General features: G+C 58.2%; 11 protein-coding genes. 9 read left to right on the top strand and 2 right to left on the bottom strand.

The genetic code is table 11. From position 1 onward, the window contains the following. The coding region (locus tag VGK48_29290) for a histidine kinase dimerization/phospho-acceptor domain-containing protein (GenBank protein ID HEY2385290.1) at positions 1 to 641 on the bottom strand (641 nt) is incomplete at its 3' end. Beyond that, on the bottom strand, positions 638 to 1,315 hold the full coding sequence (locus VGK48_29285) for a response regulator transcription factor (protein HEY2385289.1): 678 nt from the start codon (positions 1,313 to 1,315) through the stop codon (positions 638 to 640). The genes VGK48_29290 and VGK48_29285, both read right to left, overlap by 4 nt. Positions 1,316 to 1,447: 132 nt before the next feature. Here VGK48_29285 and VGK48_29280 point away from each other — a divergent pair, with 132 nt between their 5' ends. The 9 genes from VGK48_29280 to VGK48_29240 all read left to right on the top strand — a co-directional run bounded on the left by VGK48_29280 (position 1,448) and on the right by VGK48_29240 (position 18,362). Further along, the gene (locus VGK48_29280) at positions 1,448 to 2,449 is read left to right on the top strand and encodes a YncE family protein (GenBank protein ID HEY2385288.1); all 1,002 of its coding nucleotides are present in this window, start codon (positions 1,448 to 1,450) and stop codon (positions 2,447 to 2,449) included. Between the two features lie 19 nt (positions 2,450 to 2,468). Continuing rightward, positions 2,469 to 3,836, top strand: coding sequence for a TolC family protein (locus tag VGK48_29275; GenBank protein ID HEY2385287.1), 1,368 nt, complete (start codon positions 2,469 to 2,471; stop codon positions 3,834 to 3,836). Then, the gene (locus tag VGK48_29270; protein ID HEY2385286.1) at positions 3,836 to 5,119 is read left to right on the top strand and encodes an efflux RND transporter periplasmic adaptor subunit; all 1,284 of its coding nucleotides are present in this window, start codon (positions 3,836 to 3,838) and stop codon (positions 5,117 to 5,119) included. Before VGK48_29275 ends, VGK48_29270 begins: the two co-directional genes overlap by 1 nt. An 89-nt stretch (positions 5,120 to 5,208) precedes the next feature. Then, the gene (locus VGK48_29265; GenBank protein ID HEY2385285.1) at positions 5,209 to 8,310 is read left to right on the top strand and encodes an efflux RND transporter permease subunit; all 3,102 of its coding nucleotides are present in this window, start codon (positions 5,209 to 5,211) and stop codon (positions 8,308 to 8,310) included. Then, a complete protein-coding gene (locus tag VGK48_29260; protein ID HEY2385284.1) occupies positions 8,285 to 9,397 on the top strand; it encodes a hypothetical protein in 1,113 nt (370 codons plus the stop codon). Before VGK48_29265 ends, VGK48_29260 begins: the two co-directional genes overlap by 26 nt. Positions 9,398 to 9,437: 40 nt before the next feature. Beyond that, positions 9,438 to 10,367, top strand: coding sequence for a trypsin-like peptidase domain-containing protein (locus VGK48_29255; GenBank protein ID HEY2385283.1), 930 nt, complete (start codon positions 9,438 to 9,440; stop codon positions 10,365 to 10,367). An 18-nt stretch (positions 10,368 to 10,385) separates the two neighbouring features. After that, a complete protein-coding gene (locus VGK48_29250; protein HEY2385282.1) occupies positions 10,386 to 10,952 on the top strand; it encodes a response regulator transcription factor in 567 nt (188 codons plus the stop codon). Between the two features lie 92 nt (positions 10,953 to 11,044). Next, positions 11,045 to 16,813 carry a HAMP domain-containing protein gene (locus VGK48_29245; protein HEY2385281.1) on the top strand — a complete coding sequence of 1,923 codons (5,769 nt, stop codon included), beginning with the start codon at positions 11,045 to 11,047 and terminating at the stop codon, positions 16,811 to 16,813. A 61-nt stretch (positions 16,814 to 16,874) separates the two neighbouring features. Beyond that, complete coding sequence (locus tag VGK48_29240; GenBank protein HEY2385280.1) at positions 16,875 to 18,362, top strand: ATP-binding protein; 1,488 nt, start codon at positions 16,875 to 16,877, stop codon at positions 18,360 to 18,362. Positions 18,363 to 18,424 lie beyond the last annotated feature (62 nt).

The raw sequence follows: 18,424 nt of genomic DNA, 5'->3' as shown, positions 1-18,424 counted from the left end.
TCATCGGTTGTCCGCTGTTTCGTGAGCAGCAACTCCGTTTCTCCCTGCAGCACGGCCAGCGGCGTCCGGAGTTCGTGAGCGGCATCGGAGACGAACTGCCGGAGCTGTCCGACGACGGCATCGATCTTTGCCAGAAGCTGGTTCGAGTAGAAACCGAAGACGGCCGCCGTCAGGAGCAGACTCGCCGGAAGCAGAACCAGCGCAAACCGCTGTAGCGCTGCCAGCGCCAGATCGGTTTCGCGCGTCGAACCGCCGGCAATGAAGAGCCACTGGTGAACTCCCGCCTGGAAGGGGATGACGGTGAGCCGCACTTCGCCGATGCCCGGCAGCCGCAATGTCTGCAGGCCTGGCCGGATGGCCGCCGGCAGGTCCTCGTGCAGGTTGCGTGAGCGTTGAAGAACGGCGCCGGAAGTATCCAACACCTCGAAATATTCATAGGGCAGGGCGAGTTGATCGACGTCCGTATCGTCCGGGTCTCCGGAGATGTCGAGAATGATCGGGGCCGCGATTTCGGCGAGCCGGTGATCGAATTGATCGCGCAGCACGCGCTGGAAGATCATGTAGAAGCTGCCATAAGAGATCGCGAGCAAGCCGCCGGCCGCCAGGCAGAACACGAGTGTGAGCCGCCAACGGATCTTCATTCTGTTTCCGATTTCATGCAGTATCCGACGCCATGAACGGTCTGGATAATCTTAGACTCGCCCTTCCGGGCCAGTTTCTGCCGCAGACGATTGATGTAAACCTCGACGAGATTGGTTTCCGTGTCGAAGTGGATAGCCCAGACGTGTTCGATGATTTCGCTGCGGGATACCGCATCGGGAGCGCGGGCCGTGAGAAATTCAAGCAAAGCAAATTCTTTGGCCGTCAACGGGATGGCCCGTCCGGCCCGGGTAACACGGCGCTGGTGCCGGTCGATTTCAATGTCCGCGTAGCGAAGCAAGCGCCCGCCGTCATTCAGCCGCCGTCGCACCAGCGCGCGGACGCGCGCCAGCAATTCGGAAAGTGCGAAGGGCTTGGTCAGGTAATCGTCGGCGCCGGCGTCGAGGCCTTCCACGCGCTGCTCGACCAGCGAGCGCGCCGTGAGCATGAGAATGGGCGTATCGATGTGGGCGTCGCGGAGTTCGCGGCAAACCTGAAGCCCGCTGACACCGGGCAGCCGGAGATCCAGCAGAATGCTGTCGTAGGGCTTTTGCGTCGCCAGCTCAATCGCCTTCTCGCCGGTCTTCGCCACGTCCACGGCGTACGCATTCTCGCGCAGGGCGCGCGAAACGACGCTTGCGACGCGAGGTTCGTCTTCGACAAGCAGGATCCTCATGCCGATCCCTATAATGCCCCTATCCGGCCCCCGTCGGTTCCAGATAAACGGAAATTAATCTCGATTTAATTGCAGCCGGCCTTCGCCCTGCGATACTTTACCGCCTTTATGTTTGACTATTGAGGAGGATCGATGCGGAAAGTGATCACCCTGACTCTGTCTGCGTTGTTCGCGATCGGCGCATTTGCGGCGCCGACGGGTTGGAAAATTCTGAAAGAAATCAAAATCGGCGGCGATGGTGGTTGGGATTACATCACGATGGACAGTGCCGCGCGCCGTCTGTATGTTTCGCACGCCACGCACGTTGTCGTCGTCGATCCGGACGCCGGCAAGGTTGTCGGGGACATCCCGGATACGCCTGGCGTGCACGGTATCGCGCTCGCGCCTGCTTTGAACCGGGGTTTCGTCAGCAACGGGCGGGGAAATAATGTCACTATTTTCGATATGAAGACATTGAAGATGATCAGCCAGGTTGCTACCGGCATGAACCCGGACGGGATTCGTTTTGAGCCCAAGAGCGGCCGCGTGCTGACGTTCAACGGCCGGTCGAACGATTCTTCGGTGATCGATGCGAAGACCGGAATGGTCGTTGCCACCATTCCTCTCGGTGGCAAGCCCGAATTTCCCGTCGCCGACGATCGTGGGCATGTCTATGACAATCTCGAAGATACGAGTGAAATCGTCGAGATCGATGCCGCTACTGCGAAGGTTACAAAACGTTATTCTCTGAAGCCCTCCTGCGACGGTCCGTCGGGCCTCGCCATGGACGTCAAAAAACGGCGCCTTTTCTCCGTCTGCGGCAATCGAGTCATGGCAATCTCGGATCCCGACGCCGGCAAAGTCATTGCGTCCCCGGCGATCGGCGCCAACTCCGATGGCGTGGCTTTCGATCCGGGAACCGGATATGCAATCAGTTCAAATGGGGACGGCACGCTCACGATCGTTCACGATAACGGAGGGAAGTACGAAGTGTTCGACAACGTCGCGACGAAGACCGGCGCCCGCACGATTGCCGTGGATGAGAAAACGCACAATGTTTATCTGCCAGTGGCGGATCCGCTTCCAGCCCAGCCTGGACAACGCGGTCGCGGATACGTCGCCGATTCATTCAAGGTGCTTGTTGTAGGAAAATAGAATATAGGAGATATCGTGCATGAAGGTGTTCTGCTCATTCGTTCTTTTCATCGCCGCCGCGACGATCCCGCTCTATGGGCAGAACACAGCTCCGCAACCGCTCCAGCTGGTTCATCCTCCGGGAGACGCGGCGGCGCCTCCCGTGATTACACTGCAAGACGCATTGGATCGCGCGAGAAGGTTTGACATCAATCTGCAGTCCGCAATCACCGACGCCGCCGTGGCGCGCGAAGATCGTGCACAGGCAAAGCAGTCGCTTCTGCCGGGCGTGAATGAAACGACGCAATATCTTGGCACGCAGGGAAATGGAATCACGCCGAGCGGACGTTATGTGACCAATGACGGTGTTCACGTTTATCGTGAACAGGCCGTCGCGCACCAGGACATCAACGCCAACACGTTTACCCAAACAAATGTTCACCGGGCGGAAGCGTCCGAGGCTCTCGCCAGAGCGAAGATCGAAATTGCACAACGCGGTCTCGCGCTGACAGTTACGCGCAATTACTATGCATTGATCACGAGCCAGCGTAAGTATGCGACCGCACAGCAGTCATTGCAGTCGGCGCAGCGCTTTCTCGATGTGACGCAGCAGCAGGAGCGATTGGGGCAGGTTGCCCGGGCGGACGTTGTTAAAGCGCAGATTCAGTATCAGCAACAGAAAGCGGGTTTCCAGGATGCCGCTCTCGCTATAGAAAACGCTCGTCTGAGTCTGGCAGTGCTCCTGTTTTCCGGGTTGAATGAAAATTTCACGGCGGTCGACGATCTCGATTCCGCGCGGACATTGCCTCCATTCGCCGACGTGGAGACAATGGCGGGCCGGCAAAATCCCGATCTGAGAGCGGCGCAGGAAACCTTGCGCGCAGCGACTTTGGATGTTCGCGCCACTCGCAATGCGTTTCTGCCGACGTTCTTTGTCGACGCTCATTACGGGATCGAGGCGAACGCTTTCGCACTGCACAGTGCTGTTGCCGCCGATACCCTAAAAGGACCGCTTCCCAACCTCGGTTACTTCGTCGAGGCGCACCTGGACATTCCGGTCTTCGACTGGGGAACGAGACGCAGCAAAGTACGGCAGGCGGAAGCGCATGAAGAACTCGCGCGCACCCAGTTGACGCAGACGCAGCGGCAATCGGTCGCGAACCTTTACGCGTTCTACAACGAGGCCATGGCGGCTCGTGAGGCGGTAGACGGCCTCCGGCAGGCTGCAGAACTGGCCTCTGAAAGCCTCCGCCTGGTGGAGTTGCGCTATGGAGCCGGTGAATCGACCGCACTGGAAGTCGTTGATGCACAAAAAACCCTCGTCGACGCGCGAAACGCCTATGATGATGCTCAAACGCGCTACCGCATTGCATTGGCGGAGCTGCAGACCGTGACAGGGAGTTTTTAATGAACCGTGATTGCCGTTTGATCCTGCTTATGGCTGCGCTTCTACTGGCCGCATGCTCGGCCAGGAAAGAGGAGAAACCGGAAGAGAGCGAACACATTGTCACCGTAGACGTGGCGCCCGTCCTCAGTTCTCCGATTTCACTCAAGGTCACAACCGACGCCCTGCTTTATCCGATTCAGCAGTCCTCGATCGTTCCGAAGATTTCCGCGCCGGTCAAAAAGTTTTATGTCGACCGTGGCTCGCACGTCAAGGCCGGGCAGCTTCTGGCGGAACTGGAGAATCGGGACCTCGCGGGCAGTGTCAGTGAAAATCAGGCCTCGTTCGAGCAGGCGGAGGCGAATTATCAGACGGTCTCCAGAGGTACGGTTCCGGAAGAAGAGCAGAAGGCGGAACTCGACGTCCGTGGCGCGAAAGATGCCATGGATGCGCAGCAGAAGGTCTACGACAGCCGCGTCGCGCTATTAAAAGAAGGAGCAATCTCGCAAAAGGAAGTGAACGACGCGCAGGTTGCGCTGGTGCAGGCGAAGAATCAATACGAGATTGCATCGAAACATCTCCAGACTGTGCAGTCCGTGGGACGGGAACAGGAAATCAAAGGAGCCGCAGCACAACGGGATGCCGCGAAGGCGCGTACGGAGAGCGCTCGGGCTCAGCTCGGGTATTCGCAGATTATCAGTCCGATCGATGGCGTCGTGACGGACAGGCCGGTTTATGCCGGCGAAATGCCGCCGAGCGGCAGTCCGTTTATTACTGTCATGGATCTGTCTCAGATCGTCGCCCGCTCGCATATTACCGTCGATGACGCAAGACAGCTCAAGGTCGGCGATGCTGCAAACATTTTCCCGACCGATGGCGGCGCGCAGATACCGGGCAAAGTCACCGTGATCAGTCCTGCTCTCGACCCGTCGAGCTCTACCGTTGAAGTCTGGGTGCAAGCGCCGAATATGGGCAACCGGCTCACGCCGGGAACCAGCCTACGCCTCGAAATGATTGCTCAAACGGTTCCTGCCGCCTTCGTTATTCCATGGGCGTCGGTTCTGACAAGCGCATCCGGCAATACCTCCGTCATGGTCGTCGACGCTGAAAATAAGCCGCATCGAAAGAGCGTCATGCTCGGCATCCGTGATGGCGCGAACGTTCAGGTCAAAGAGGGCCTCGATAACGGGGAACGTGTCGTCACCGCCGGAGCCTTCGAACTTGCGAAGCTCGATGAAGACGTTTTCGCCAAGACGAAGGTCCAGGTCGCGCCAGCCAAAGAAGAAGCCGACGACGACGAACAGTAACTGATTACATGAGCGGAGCGAATGCAAGCGCGCGCGATGCGGGAGCGCGGTAGCGCGAAACCTGAAGTAATGGACGCAGCCATAAGTAGATGAGTACTGATCCCAAAGAAAATCCTGAACACTATTGGTTTTCCCGCCATTCCAAGTCGATTATTTTTTTGATCATCATTCTGGGAATCGTCGGAATTTACGAGGCCTTGCAGCTTCCCGTGGCGGTCTTTCCGACGACGAACTTCCCCCTGATCGTGATCGGAGTGGACAACGGTGTCATGCCGATCGAGCAGATGGAAGTGACGATCACTCGGCCCATTGAGCAGGCGATCAACAGCGTACCGGGGCTTGAATCGGTCCGCTCCGTGACGAGCCGCGGATCGGCTGAAGTTGACATGTCGTTCAATTGGAATGTGAGCATGGTCGAGACGCTGCAGATGGTCGATTCTGCCGTGTCGCGCATACAGAGCAGCCTTCCGTCGACGGCGAAGATCGAAAGTCATCGGATGGACTTCTCGAGTTTTCCAATTATCGGCTACAGTCTTACATCAGATAAGGTTCCGCAGACCGACCTTTGGGAACTGGCGACATACGACATCAAGCCCCGGCTGAATCGTCTGCCCGGCGTGGCGACAGTTCTCGTGCAGGGCGGGCAGGAGCCGGAATTCCAGGTCACGGTCGATCCCTCGAAAATGCTTCACGCGCGCGTTTCGGTCGGTGATGTTCTCGGCGCGATCAACCACACGAATATCGTCGATTCACCGGGGCTGATGAATCGCAATCACCAGCTGTATTTGAGTCTTGTCAACGGTCAGGTCCACAATGCTGAGGACATCGCCGGCGTTGTCGTCAAGAGCGTCAACAATGTTCCGGTTCGCGTTGGCGACATCGGAACCGTAGGATCGACGGTTGCGCCTGCTTATACCGTGGTGACCGCGAATGGCAAGCCGGCAGTACTGCTCAGCATCAACCGGCAGCCGGACAGCAATACCGTCGATGTTGCGAATCTCGTCCGGAATGAGATGGAAGCGATCCGGCCGAGCCTGCCCGCAGGCGTCCAGATCCAGCCGTTTTACGATCAGTCCAATATTGTCAACGAGTCCATCAAGAGCGTCCGCGATGCGATCATCATTGGATTGCTTCTGGCCGCTTTCGTGATCTGGCTGTTTCTCCGCGATTGGGGCACCGCGCTGATGACCGGACTGGTCGTGCCGGTAACCATGTTTGTGACGTTCATCGCGATGCGTGTCCTCGGCCAGAGTTTCAATCTGATGACGTTGGGTGGACTGGCTGCGGCAGTCGGCCTGGTCATCGACGACAAGATCGTAGTCGTCGAAAACATTGTACTGCACCGTGATGCCGGGCAGGGGCCGCTCGAAGCGACGGCGAGCGCGCTGAAGGAACTCACCGTGCCGCTAATCGGATCGACATTGACGCCGATCGTCGTCTTCCTGCCCCTGATCACCATCACCGGAGTCGTAGGCTCCTTCTTCAGTGCTCTCGCTATTGCCATGAGCGTGGCTCTCCTGACCTCCCTTGTTCTCGCGTTGGTGTGGACCAGCAATTTAGGCACGCTGCTGATCCGGCGCCACGGCGCGCAGCACGAAGACGTGGAGCATGGGTTCTTCGGCCACATCGTCAGGTTCTATGAACGCTGGCTGCGGCGATTGCTGGAACATCGGTTGCTGATGGGCGTCTTTTGCATATTGCTGATTGCCGTTTCATATTTGTCTTACCGGCAGCTTGGTAGTGGATTACTGCCCGCGATGGATGAGGGCGGATTTGTGCTCGATTACAACATGCCGCCCGGATCCTCGCTGCAGGAAACCAATCGTGTGTTGAACCATGTCGAGAAGATCATAAAGGAGACGCCGGAAGTCGAAAGCACTTCGCGGCGAACGGGTCTTCAGCTTGGGATATTTCCGGTGACCGAACCGAATACGGGTGACTTCACGGTCAAATTGAAGGACGAGCGGAAGCGCGGCATCGACGATGTCATCGGCGAGATTCGCGACAAGATCAAAAAAACCGAACCGGTTCTCGACGTTGAATTTGTTCAGCTGTTACAGGACATGATCGGCGACCTGAGCGGCGGCGCTCCCGAGCCGGTCGCGGTGAAGCTGTTTTCCGACGATGCGAGTGTTCTCAAGGAGTGGGCGCCTCACGTCGGCGACGCGTTGATGAACATCGCCATTGGAGACAAGAAGCCGATCGTCGATATCGAAGACGGAATCGAAAACACTACAAGCGGGCCCGCCGTCACATTTAACGTGAGTCCCGAGAGATTGGCACGTGCGGGGTTTGCGGCCGACGACCTCGAAATCGCGACCTCCGCCATCATGGATGGCGAGCCGGCATCTCAGCCTGTAATCGTCAATGACCGGCCATACACGCTGCGCATTCGGTATCCCGCGTCGAACCGTTCTTCATTGGAAGCGGTGAGCAACACGATGCTCGTGAATTCCAATGGATCAACCGCAACGCTGGGATCTTTGACGGGAATTCAAGAGGAACCGGGACAGACCGAGATTTTGCGGGAGAACCTTCAGCGTGTCGTGAATGTGACGGCACGGTTGGAAGGCGTGGACCTGGGGACGGGCATTGCGGCGGTGCAGAAAACGGTCGCGGATTTGAAGCTGCCGCCGACGATCCGGGTTCAATACGGCGGAATCTATGAACAGCAGCAGAAGTCGTTCAAGGATCTCGTTACTGTTCTGGTGCTGGCGATCGTCCTGATTTTCCTCGTGTTGTTATTCGAATTCCGGTCGTATAGCGCACCGATCGCGATCCTTTCTTCCGCCATTCTGTCGACGTCGGGCGTTTGCTTCGCGTTGCTGATTACCCGGACGGAGTTCAACGTGTCGTCGTTCATGGGGTTGATCATGGTTGTCGGTATCGTCGCGAAGAACGGCATTCTGCTTCTCGACGCGAATCATAAGTTTCTGGACGCCGGAATGCCCATTGAAGAGGCCATGGTCCAGGCCGGGCGCCGTCGGTTGCGCCCCATCGTGATGACCGCAATGGCCGCCGTCGCGGGCATGCTCCCGCTGGCTCTGGGCTTGGGCGCGGGTTCCCAGATGCTCCAGCCGCTCGCGATCGCCGTCATCGGCGGAATTCTGGTCTCGATGGTCTTATCGCTTATCATTACGCCGGCAATTCAGTACTATTTGACTCGTGCAAAAGTGCCTCAGACTGATTAGCGCGATTTGCCTCGTCGCCGGCCTTGTCCTGTCGGTTCGGGCCACTGAACCTCTGCCAACCAGACTTTCGGACGACGCCTTCTGGAAGATGATCACGGACTTCTCGGAGGAAGGCGGCTCCTTCCGTTTCGAGAACTTCCTATCCAACGAACTGGGTTTCCAGATGGTCATTCCCTCTTTGAAGGACACGGTAAAGCCGGGCGTATACCTTGGCGTCGGCCCTGAACAGAATTTCACTTACATCGCGGCCCTGCAGCCGAAGATGGCCTTCATCATCGATATCCGGCGGCAAAACATGCTCGAACTGATGATGTACCGGGCCTTCTTTGAACTGTCGCCCGACCGCGCGGATTTTCTCTCGCACTTATTTGCCCGCAAGCGGCCGCTTCATCTCGACGCCCAATCCACGCCGGAAGAACTCTTCGCCTCGTATGACGGCATCCAGGACGACCCGCTGCTGTTCAAGAAATATCTCAGCGATGCAATCGATCTGCTGGTCAAACAGCACAAGTTCGCTCTTTCGGACGACGACATCGCGAGCATCGGCTATGTATACCGGGTTTTCGTGAAATCGGGGCCGGGTATCGATTATCAGGCCGGTGCAGCCGGTTTTGGCGGCGGCGGTTCGCCGACGTACATGGACCTGATGACGATGAACGACGGGCACGGGAAGAATCGAAGCTACCTCGGGACCGAAGACGCCTACCGGACGATGCGCGACATGGAAATGAAGAATCTGATCGTACCGCTGGTCGGTGACTTTGGCGGGCCGAAAGCCATCCGGACGGTTGCGCAGTATCTAAAGGACCACGACGCCAAGGTGATGGCGTTCTATCTCTCCAACGTCGAGCAATACCTTTTTCAGGACAGCGCCTGGCGGCGATTCTACGGAAACGTTGCGATGCTGCCGATCGACGGTTCCAGTCAATTTATCCGCACCGCGAACAACGGCGGCGCCCAGGGCCAGTTCCGCGGCTTCAGTATGCGTTTCGTCACCTTGCTGAGTCCTATCTCCGATATTTTGAACGCTTTCCAGGAAGGCCGCGTCCGTTATTACGGCGACGTGCTCGAGATGTCTCACCAGTAGCGGGCTTGCACAATCCGGATTCAGGCATAAGTTTGGACACATGTTCACCAACGTGTCACTGCTTGATGCTTACTCCGAAGCGGTCATCTCGGCGGCAGAGCGCGTCAGCCCATCTGTCGTCAAGATCGAGGTGCGTCAGCAGGGAAAAGGCGGCGGCTCGGGCTCCGGCTTTGTCTTCACTCCTGACGGGTTCATTCTGACGAACAGCCATGTGGTTCACGGCGCCGGCGCGATCGACGTGGTTTTTCCCGATGGCCAGCGCCATGGCGCCGACAATGTCGGCGACGATCCGGACACCGATCTTGCCGTCGTCCGGATCAGTGCATCCAACCTGGTTCCCGCAGCGCTCGGCGATTCCCAGTCGCTGCGCGTCGGCCAGGTGGTCATCGCGATTGGAAATCCTTACGGTTTCCAGGCGACCGTGACGGCCGGTGTGATCAGCGCCATTGGCCGTTCTTTGCGATCGCAGTCCGGCCGGCTGATCGATAACGTCATTCAAACGGATGCAGCGTTGAATCCAGGCAATTCGGGAGGCCCGCTTATTACATCAAGCGGTGAAGTGATCGGCGTCAATACAGCCATCATTCTTCCGGCGCAGGGCATCTGTTTCGCGACCGCGATCAATACGGCAAAGTTTGTTGCCGGCCGGCTGATTAAAGACGGGAAGATCCAGCGAGGTTATATCGGGGTCGCCGGCCAGAATGCTCCGGTGCATCGACTGCTGGTGCGCAGCCATCATCTTCCGTCGAGCACCGGTGTCTTTGTGGTCAGTATCGAGCCGAACAGCCCGGCGGCGCGCGCCGGGCTGAATGAAGGCGATTTTATCGTCGGCCTGGACGAGCACGCTATTCCGGATATCGATGCATTGCACCGCCTTCTGACAGACCATGTGCCCGATACGGAAATTGCGCTCATGGTCCTGCGCGGGACCGAAAAGCTTGTATTGAATCTGAAACCGGCAGTGCTATAAACTTTTTGTCTCCCCCGTATGCGAATCCTCGTTGTGGAAGACGATTTTGACGCGCGCGAAATGCTGCAGACGCTCTTGCAGGCCGACGGGCATGATGTCGTCGCTGCGGCCAATGGTGAAGAAGGATGGCGTGCCTTCATTGAGTCCCACTTTTCGGTGGTGATCACGGATTGGCGTATGCCGGACCTCGATGGTCTGGAACTCTGCCGCCGGATTCGTGCCGCCGGATCGCCGCGCTATTCCTACATTCTGCTCCTCACTGCCCTGAACAGTAAGGCAAATTACCTGACCGCGATGACCGCCGGGCTCGATGACTTTATGCCTAAGCCATACGATCCTGAGGAGTTGCGCGCGCGATTGATCGTTGCCGAGCGCATCGTCGGCTTGCAGGACCGCGTCAAGCATCTGGAAGGGGTCCTCCCCACCTGTATGTACTGCAAAAAGATCCGCGACGAAAACAGCCGCTGGGTCGATATCGAGCAGTACATCAGCCAGCGTACAGAGGCGTCATTCAGCCACGGTGTATGTCCCACCTGCTACGAAGACGTCGTCAAGCCTGAACTCGATCGCGTTCGGCCCCGCTAATGTAGCGCTTCCGGTGGTAAGCGCCTTCCACTTCACATCATGGTCTAAATCTGCGGCTGATTTTTCTCCCGCCTTACGGCTATTCTAAAAACATGCGAGAAAAATTCGTCAAGGCCCAACCTCTATCCGCCGTCGAGGTGGTGGACAGCCGTCTCGTTCTGCGTGTGTTGACCGACTTCAGAAAAGGCGACTTCACCGCGCGGCTGCCTGTCGACAGTACCGGCGTTGCCGGCAAGGTTTACGACACGATCAACGAGATCATCGATTTGAATTCGCGGCTGACGCGTGAATTGGAGCGGATCAGCAACGTCGTCGGGAAAGAGGGAAAAATCCGGCAGCGGGTTTCGTTGCCCGGCGCTGCGGGTGGCTGGGCCGAGTGCGTCGATTCTGTGAATAGTCTGGTGGGCGATTTGATTCAGCCGATCACCGATGTTTCGCGCGTGATCGGAGCCGTCGCGAAAGGCGATCTTTCCCAGACGATGGACCTTGAAGTGGAAGGCCGCCATCTGACCGGTGAATTCCTGCGCACGGCAAGAACCGTCAATACGATGGTCGATCAGCTCAGCACGTTCACATCGGAAGTGATCCGCGTGGCCCGCGAAGTGGGAACCGAAGGGAAGCTGGGCGGACAGGCCAAGGTGAAAGGCGTCAGCGGCGCCTGGAAAGATCTCACCGACAACGTCAACTCGATGGCCGCGAACCTCACGAACCAGGTGCGCAACATCGCGGAGGTAACAACGGCTGTCGCGAAGGGCGATCTTTCCAAGAAAATTACCGTCGACGTGCGCGGAGAAATCCTTGAGCTCAAGAACACCATCAACACAATGGTGGATCAGCTGAACTCCTTCGCGTCGGAAGTGACGCGCGTGGCGCGTGAAGTGGGAACCGAGGGAAAGCTGGGCGGCCAGGCGGTTGTGAAAGGCGTCGGCGGAACCTGGAAAGACCTCACGGACAGCGTGAATTTCATGGCGAACAACCTGACCCGTCAGGTGCGCAACATCGCCGAAGTCACGACGGCGGTCGCGCGCGGCGACCTCTCGAAAAAGATCACCGTCGATGTGCGCGGCGAGATTCTCGAACTCAAGAACACCATCAACATCATGGTGGACCAGTTGAACTCGTTCGCGTCGGAAGTGACCCGCGTGGCGCGCGAAGTCGGGACCGAAGGGAAGCTTGGCGGCCAGGCCGATGTCCAGGGCGTTGGCGGCACGTGGAAGGATCTGACGGACAGCGTGAATTTCATGGCATCCAACCTCACCAATCAGGTGCGGAACATCGCCGCTGTGACCACCGCCGTCGCGAAGGGCGATCTCTCGAAGAAAATCACCGTCGATGCGCGCGGTGAAATTCTCGAACTCAAGAACACAGTCAACACCATGGTGGACCAGTTGAACTCCTTCGCCTCCGAAGTGACACGCGTGGCGCGTGAAGTCGGAACCGAAGGCCGCCTGGGCGGTCAGGCGGATGTGAAAGGCGTTGCGGGGACCTGGAAGGATCTGACCGACAGTGTGAATTTCATGGCCGGAAACCTCACCTCCCAGGTCCGGAACATCGCGGACGTGTCGACGGCGATAGCCCGCGGCGACCTTTCGAAGAAGATCACGGTCGATGCGCGGGGCGAAATCCTCGAGCTGAAGAACACCATCAACACGATGGTCGATCAGCTCTCGTCGTTCGCTTCAGAGGTGACGCGTGTCGCCCGCGAAGTCGGAACCGAAGGACGTCTGGGAGGCCAGGCCGATGTGAAGGGCGTTGCGGGCACCTGGAAGGATCTGACAGACAGCGTGAATTTCATGGCGGGCAACCTGACTTCGCAGGTGAGAAACATTGCAGAGGTATCGACGGCGATTGCGAACGGTGATCTGTCCAAGAAAATCACTGTTGATGTCAAAGGCGAGATCCTCGAGCTCAAGAACACCATCAACACGATGGTGGATCAGCTGAATGCCTTCGCGTCGGAAGTGACGCGCGTGGCGCGTGAAGTGGGAACGGAAGGCCGGCTGGGCGGCCAGGCGGAAGTGGGAGGCGTCGCCGGCACATGGAGAGATCTTACGGAAAGCGTGAACTTCATGGCGTCGAACCTGACCAACCAGGTCCGCAATATTGCGGCCGTGACCACTGCTGTCGCGCGCGGCGATCTCTCCAAGAAGATCACGGTCGATGCGCGCGGCGAGATTCTCGAATTGAAGAACACCGTCAATACCATGGTGGACCAGCTCAACTCATTCGCGTCGGAAGTGACGCGCGTGGCGCGCGAAGTCGGAACCGAAGGGAAGCTGGGAGGCCAGGCCGACGTGCGCGGCGTGGCGGGGACCTGGAAGGATCTGACCGACAGCGTGAACTTCATGGCCGGGAATCTGACCACTCAAGTCCGGAACATCGCTGCCGTAACGACGGCGGTGGCGAACGGCGATCTTTCCAAAAAAATCACAGTCGAGGTTAGGGGAGAAATTCTCGAACTGAAGAACACCGTCAATACCATGGTGGACCAGCTCAACTCGTTCGCATCGGAAGTGACGCGCGTGGCGCGCGAGGTAGGAACGGAGGGAAGGCTGGGAGGGCAGGCGGAGGTGAAGGGCGTCGCCGGAACGTGGAAAGATCTGACCGACAGCGTGAATATCATGGCGTCGAACCTGACGGCCCAGGTGCGCAGCATTTCCAAAGTGGTGACGTCGGTTGCGAACGGCAACCTGAAGCGGAAGCTGGTCCTCGAAGCGAAAGGCGAAATCGAACAGCTCGCCGAAACGATCAACGAAATGATCGACACGCTCGCGACCTTCGCCGACCAGGTGACCACGGTGGCGCGCGAAGTCGGTATCGAAGGGAAGCTGGGCGGCCAGGCGAATGTGCCGAATGCCGCCGGCACGTGGCGGGATCTGACCGATAACGTGAACCGCATGGCGGCGGCGTTGACCTCGCAGGTCCGCGCCATCGCGGATGTCGCGACAGCGGTGACGAAAGGTGACCTGTCGCGATCGATCACGGTGGATGCCGCGGGAGAAGTGGCGGCTCTCAAAGAGAGCATCAACGAGATGATCCGGAATCTACGCGAGACCACCAAGCGGAACACCGAGCAGGACTGGCTCAAGACCAACCTCGCGCGATTCACCCGCTTGCTGCAGGGCCAGCGCGACCTGCTGGCCGTCTCGAAACTGATCCTGGCCGAGCTGGCGCCCCTCGCGAACATCCAGCACGGCGTCTTCTATATCAATGACTCCACCGACGGCGAGCCGGATCTGCGCCTGCTGGCCAGCTACGCTTTCAATACCCGCAAAAACGTCATCACGCGGATTCGCGCCGGACAGGGAATCGTCGGCCAGGCCGCGTTCGAACAGCAGCGGATATTGCTGACCGATGTGCCGCCGGATTACATCCAGATCGGCTCCGCGCTTGGAGAAGCCACGCCGGTCAATGTCATCGTTCTGCCGGTGCTGTTTGAAGGGCAGGTCAAGGCCGTTATCGAGCTGGCCTCGTTCCACCGCTTCAGCGACATTCACATCACATTTTTCGACCAGTTGACCGAGATCATCGGCATCATGCTCAACACGATCACGGCGACCATGCGCACGGAAGAACTGCTGAAACAGTCCCAGTCGCTTGCGGGAGAGCTGCAATCCCGCCAGTCGGAACTTACGGAGACCAATGCCCAGCTTCAGCAGCAGGCCAAAACGCTGCAGGAATCCGAAGAAAGGCTCAAAGCGCAGCAGGAAGAACTCCAGCAGACCAACGAAGAACTCGAGGAGAAAGCCCGACTGCTCTTCCAGCAGAACAAGGAAGTCGAGCGCAAGAACAGCGAGATCGAAAAGGCGCGGGCCTCGCTCGAAGAGAAGGCGGCCCAGCTTGCATTGACGTCGAAGTACAAGTCCGAGTTCCTGGCGAATATGTCGCACGAATTGAGGACGCCGCTCAACAGCATGCTGATCCTGTCGCGGCTGTTGTGGGAAAACCAGGACCGCAACCTCACGGACAAGCAGATCGAGTATGCGCAGACCATCCACGCATCGGGGGACGACCTCCTGGAATTGATCAACGAGATCCTGGATCTCTCGAAGGTCGAGTCCGGAACGATGGAAATCGAGGCGCGGCGAGTACCGGTCTCCGAGATCCGAGACTACGTCCAGAAAAACTTCGAGGCCGTAGCCGGCGCCAAGGGGCTGACATTTTCAGTCGACGTCCGCAGGACGGCGCCGCGGACGATATGGACCGACCAGGGCCGATTGCAGCAGATTCTCAAGAACCTCCTGTCCAATGCCTTCAAGTTCACCGACGACGGCTCTGTGACGCTTCGGATCGAAGCGGCCACCGACGGATGGAGCGATGGCCACCGGTCCCTCGACGAGGCAGAACAGGTGGTGGCGTTTTCGGTGACGGATACCGGGATCGGAATTCCGGCAGACAAGCATCGCATCATCTTTGAAGCCTTTCAGCAGGCGGATGGAACAATCACGAGAAGGTATGGTGGAACCGGTCTTGGACTTTCGATCAGCCGGGAGATTGCCCAGTTGCTCGGCGGAGAGATTCGGGTTTCGAGCGAGCCCGGCAAGGGCAGCACGTTTACGCTATATCTGCCGCGCAAGCGGGAAGGTATCGCCGAGGCCCGGGATCTCGTGACGGAGACTGCCCGCGAGTCCGCCCGCCCTCAAGCGCACGCGCGCGAAGATCACCCGGGGGACGATCGTGAGGATATCCAGGACGGCGAGCGGGTCCTTCTGATCGTGGATCCGGAGCCCGAAGCTGCAAGCCGGCTGCTCGCAATGGCGCGTGAGCACGGATTCAAGGCCATCATCGAAACCTATCCGGATAACACATTCGCAGACATACGCGAGTACAGCCCGGATGCCATGATTCTCGCGGTGTCCGATGAGACCTGGGTCATCCTCGATCGCCTGAAACATGATCTGGCGACGCGGCACATTCCTGTTCAGGTTATCGGCCAAAGCGCGGACCGCCAGCGCACGCTCAATCTAGGAGCGTTTTCATTCACGGAGCAGGAAGCCTCCGGTGATGCGATAGGCCGGAGCATCGACTTGCTGAAGGAGTTTGTCGACCGGCAGATGAAGCGGTTGCTGGTTGTCGAGGACGACGAGAATCAGCGCAACGCCATCGTGGAGCTGATCGGCGATGGTGACATTGAAACAACAGCGGTATCGACCGGTGACGAAGCACTTCAAGCTCTGCGTGCAACCCACTTCGACTGCATGGTGATTGATCTCGGATTGCCGGATATGTCCGGGTTTGACGTTCTGGAAAAACTGAAGAAGGAATTCGGCCTTCATGATCTGCCCGTCATCGTGTACACGGCCAAGGAGCTTTCAGGAAAGGAGGAAACGCGTCTCCGCAAGCTTGCCGAATCGATTGTCATCAAGGATGCCCGCTCTCCCGAACGCCTGCTGGCGGAAACCTCGTTGTTCCTGCACCGCGTGTCCGCCAAGCTGTCTCCGTCCAAGAGGCGGATACTGGAAGAAGAGAGCAACGCCGATCCCGTTCTGGCTGGAAAGAAAGTCCTTATTATTGACGATGATGTGCGAAATATTTTCAGCCTCACGAGCCTTCTCGAGCGTCACCACATGGAGGTGGCCTTCGCGGAGAATGGCCGCGACGGAATCGAGCTGTTGAAGGCGTCCCAGGACGTTGATGTTATTCTGGTCGACATCATGATGCCGGAGATGGACGGATACGAAACCATGCGCGAGATCCGTAAAATGCGCCGTTTCAAAGACACGCCGATGATCGCGCTGACGGCCAAGGCCATGAGAGGCGACCTGGAGAAGTGCGTCGAAGCCGGCGCCTCGGACTATATCTCGAAGCCGGCGGATGTGGACCGCCTCCTCTCGTTGCTGAGGATGTACCTTGCGGCATAAGACCTTAACCATAAGATGAGCGGAGCGAATGCAAGCGCGGTAGCGCGCAGCCATCAATAAAATGAAGCAGGAAGCGCGCGAGACGCAAACGGAAGCCAAAATCAATATTCTGCTGGTCGATGACCGGCGCGAGAATCTGCTTGCGCTCGAGGGCATTCTGAAGAACCTGGACGAGAATCTCGTTCAAGCGACATCGGGTGCGCAAGCTCTGAAGTACCTGCTTCGAAACGACGTCGCGGTCATTCTTCTTGACGTCGAGATGCCGGACATGGACGGCTTCCAGACGGCGACGCTTATCCGCGAACGTGAAAAGAGCCGCCACACGCCGATTATCTTCCTGACGGCGATCAGCAAGAGCGACGTTCATGTCAGCCAGGGCTATTCGCTCGGCGGCGTCGATTACATTTTCAAGCCGTTCGCTCCGGATGTCCTGAAATCGAAGGTGGCGGCATTTGTTGAAATGTTCCGTCAGCGCGAGGAGGCGCAGCGGCAATCCGCGCTGCTCAAATCCGAACGTGATTTCGTTTCGGCCGTTCTGGATACAGTGGCCAGTTTTGTGCTCGTCCTCGACAACGAGGGCCGCATCCTGCGTGTCAACCGCGCCTGGGAGGAAATGACCGGCTATCCCTGGACCGAGGTCCAGGGACACTACCTTTGGGACTATCTCGAGGACAGCGAACGGGCTCGCGAGTTCCTCAAAGCACGCCGGGCGCCCGAGGAGTGCGAGGAATACTGGCTCGCCAAAGGCAATACACGGCGCCTGGTCTCCTGGTGCTACACCGAACTCGCGGTCGGGCTGCGCGGCGCGAAACATGTCGTTGTAACCGGCAGGGATATCACGGAGCTTCGTCAGCGCACCGAAGATCTGGAAGGATTCACGTATTCGGTTTCTCACGATATGCGAGCCCCGGTTCGCGCCGTCGACGGTTTCACGCGCATCCTGATCGAGGAATACTCCAGCCAGCTTGATGAAGAAGGCCGGCGGCTGCTCGCCATCGTCCGGCAGAATACGGAGAAAATGGGCGAGTTGATCGACGGCTTGCTAGCGCTGTCGCGCCTCGGCCGCGAAAAGATTCTGTTTTCCGATGTCAACATGAGCCAGCTTGCCGCAATCGTGTTCGAGGAGCAAAAGGCAGCGGCCGGCCAGGAGAGGCAGATGGAATTCAAGCTCGATCCGCTTCCTCTCGCTTACGGCGATAAGAGGCTGATCACTCAGGTGTTTCAGAATCTCCTGTCAAACGCCGTGAAATTCACAAGGAAGACCGACCGCGCAAACATCGAAGTGGGCGCCTATCAGGCGGGGGCCGAAAACGTGTATTACGTGCGCGACAACGGTGTCGGCTTCGATATGGATCACGCGCAGAAGTTGTTCGGAACATTCCAACGGCTGCACGGCGCCGATGAATTTGAAGGGACCGGCATCGGACTCGCCACGGTGCAGCGCATCATTGCACGCCATGGCGGCCGCGTCTGGGCTGAAGCCAAGCCCAATGCCGGCGCGACCTTCTTTTTCTCATTGCCGGTGAGGGAACAGCGAAAAGCGTCATAGTCTATTGGATCATTGCATCATTGGAAGTTTCTTCATTTCAAATTTGAAATGAAGAAACTTCC

The organism is Terriglobia bacterium (assembly GCA_036496425.1).
Taxonomy (GTDB): domain Bacteria; phylum Acidobacteriota; class Terriglobia; order 20CM-2-55-15; family 20CM-2-55-15; genus 20CM-2-55-15.
Note: the sequence above shows the minus strand (reverse complement) of the source record. Positions and strands in the feature narration are given on the sequence as shown.

Excerpts from the sequence above, each read along its gene's own strand:
- VGK48_29285 (HEY2385289.1), bottom strand. The coding sequence starts at position 1,315 with ATGAGGATCCTGCTTGTCGAAGACGAACCTCGCGTCGCAAGCGTCGTT.
- VGK48_29280 (HEY2385288.1), top strand. The coding sequence starts at position 1,448 with ATGCGGAAAGTGATCACCCTGACTCTGTCTGCGTTGTTCGCGATCGGC.
- VGK48_29275 (HEY2385287.1), top strand. The coding sequence starts at position 2,469 with ATGAAGGTGTTCTGCTCATTCGTTCTTTTCATCGCCGCCGCGACGATC.
- VGK48_29270 (HEY2385286.1), top strand. The coding sequence starts at position 3,836 with ATGAACCGTGATTGCCGTTTGATCCTGCTTATGGCTGCGCTTCTACTG.
- VGK48_29265 (HEY2385285.1), top strand. The coding sequence starts at position 5,209 with ATGAGTACTGATCCCAAAGAAAATCCTGAACACTATTGGTTTTCCCGC.
- VGK48_29255 (HEY2385283.1), top strand. The coding sequence starts at position 9,438 with ATGTTCACCAACGTGTCACTGCTTGATGCTTACTCCGAAGCGGTCATC.
- VGK48_29250 (HEY2385282.1), top strand. The coding sequence starts at position 10,386 with ATGCGAATCCTCGTTGTGGAAGACGATTTTGACGCGCGCGAAATGCTG.
- VGK48_29245 (HEY2385281.1), top strand. The coding sequence starts at position 11,045 with ATGCGAGAAAAATTCGTCAAGGCCCAACCTCTATCCGCCGTCGAGGTG.
- VGK48_29240 (HEY2385280.1), top strand. The coding sequence starts at position 16,875 with ATGAAGCAGGAAGCGCGCGAGACGCAAACGGAAGCCAAAATCAATATT.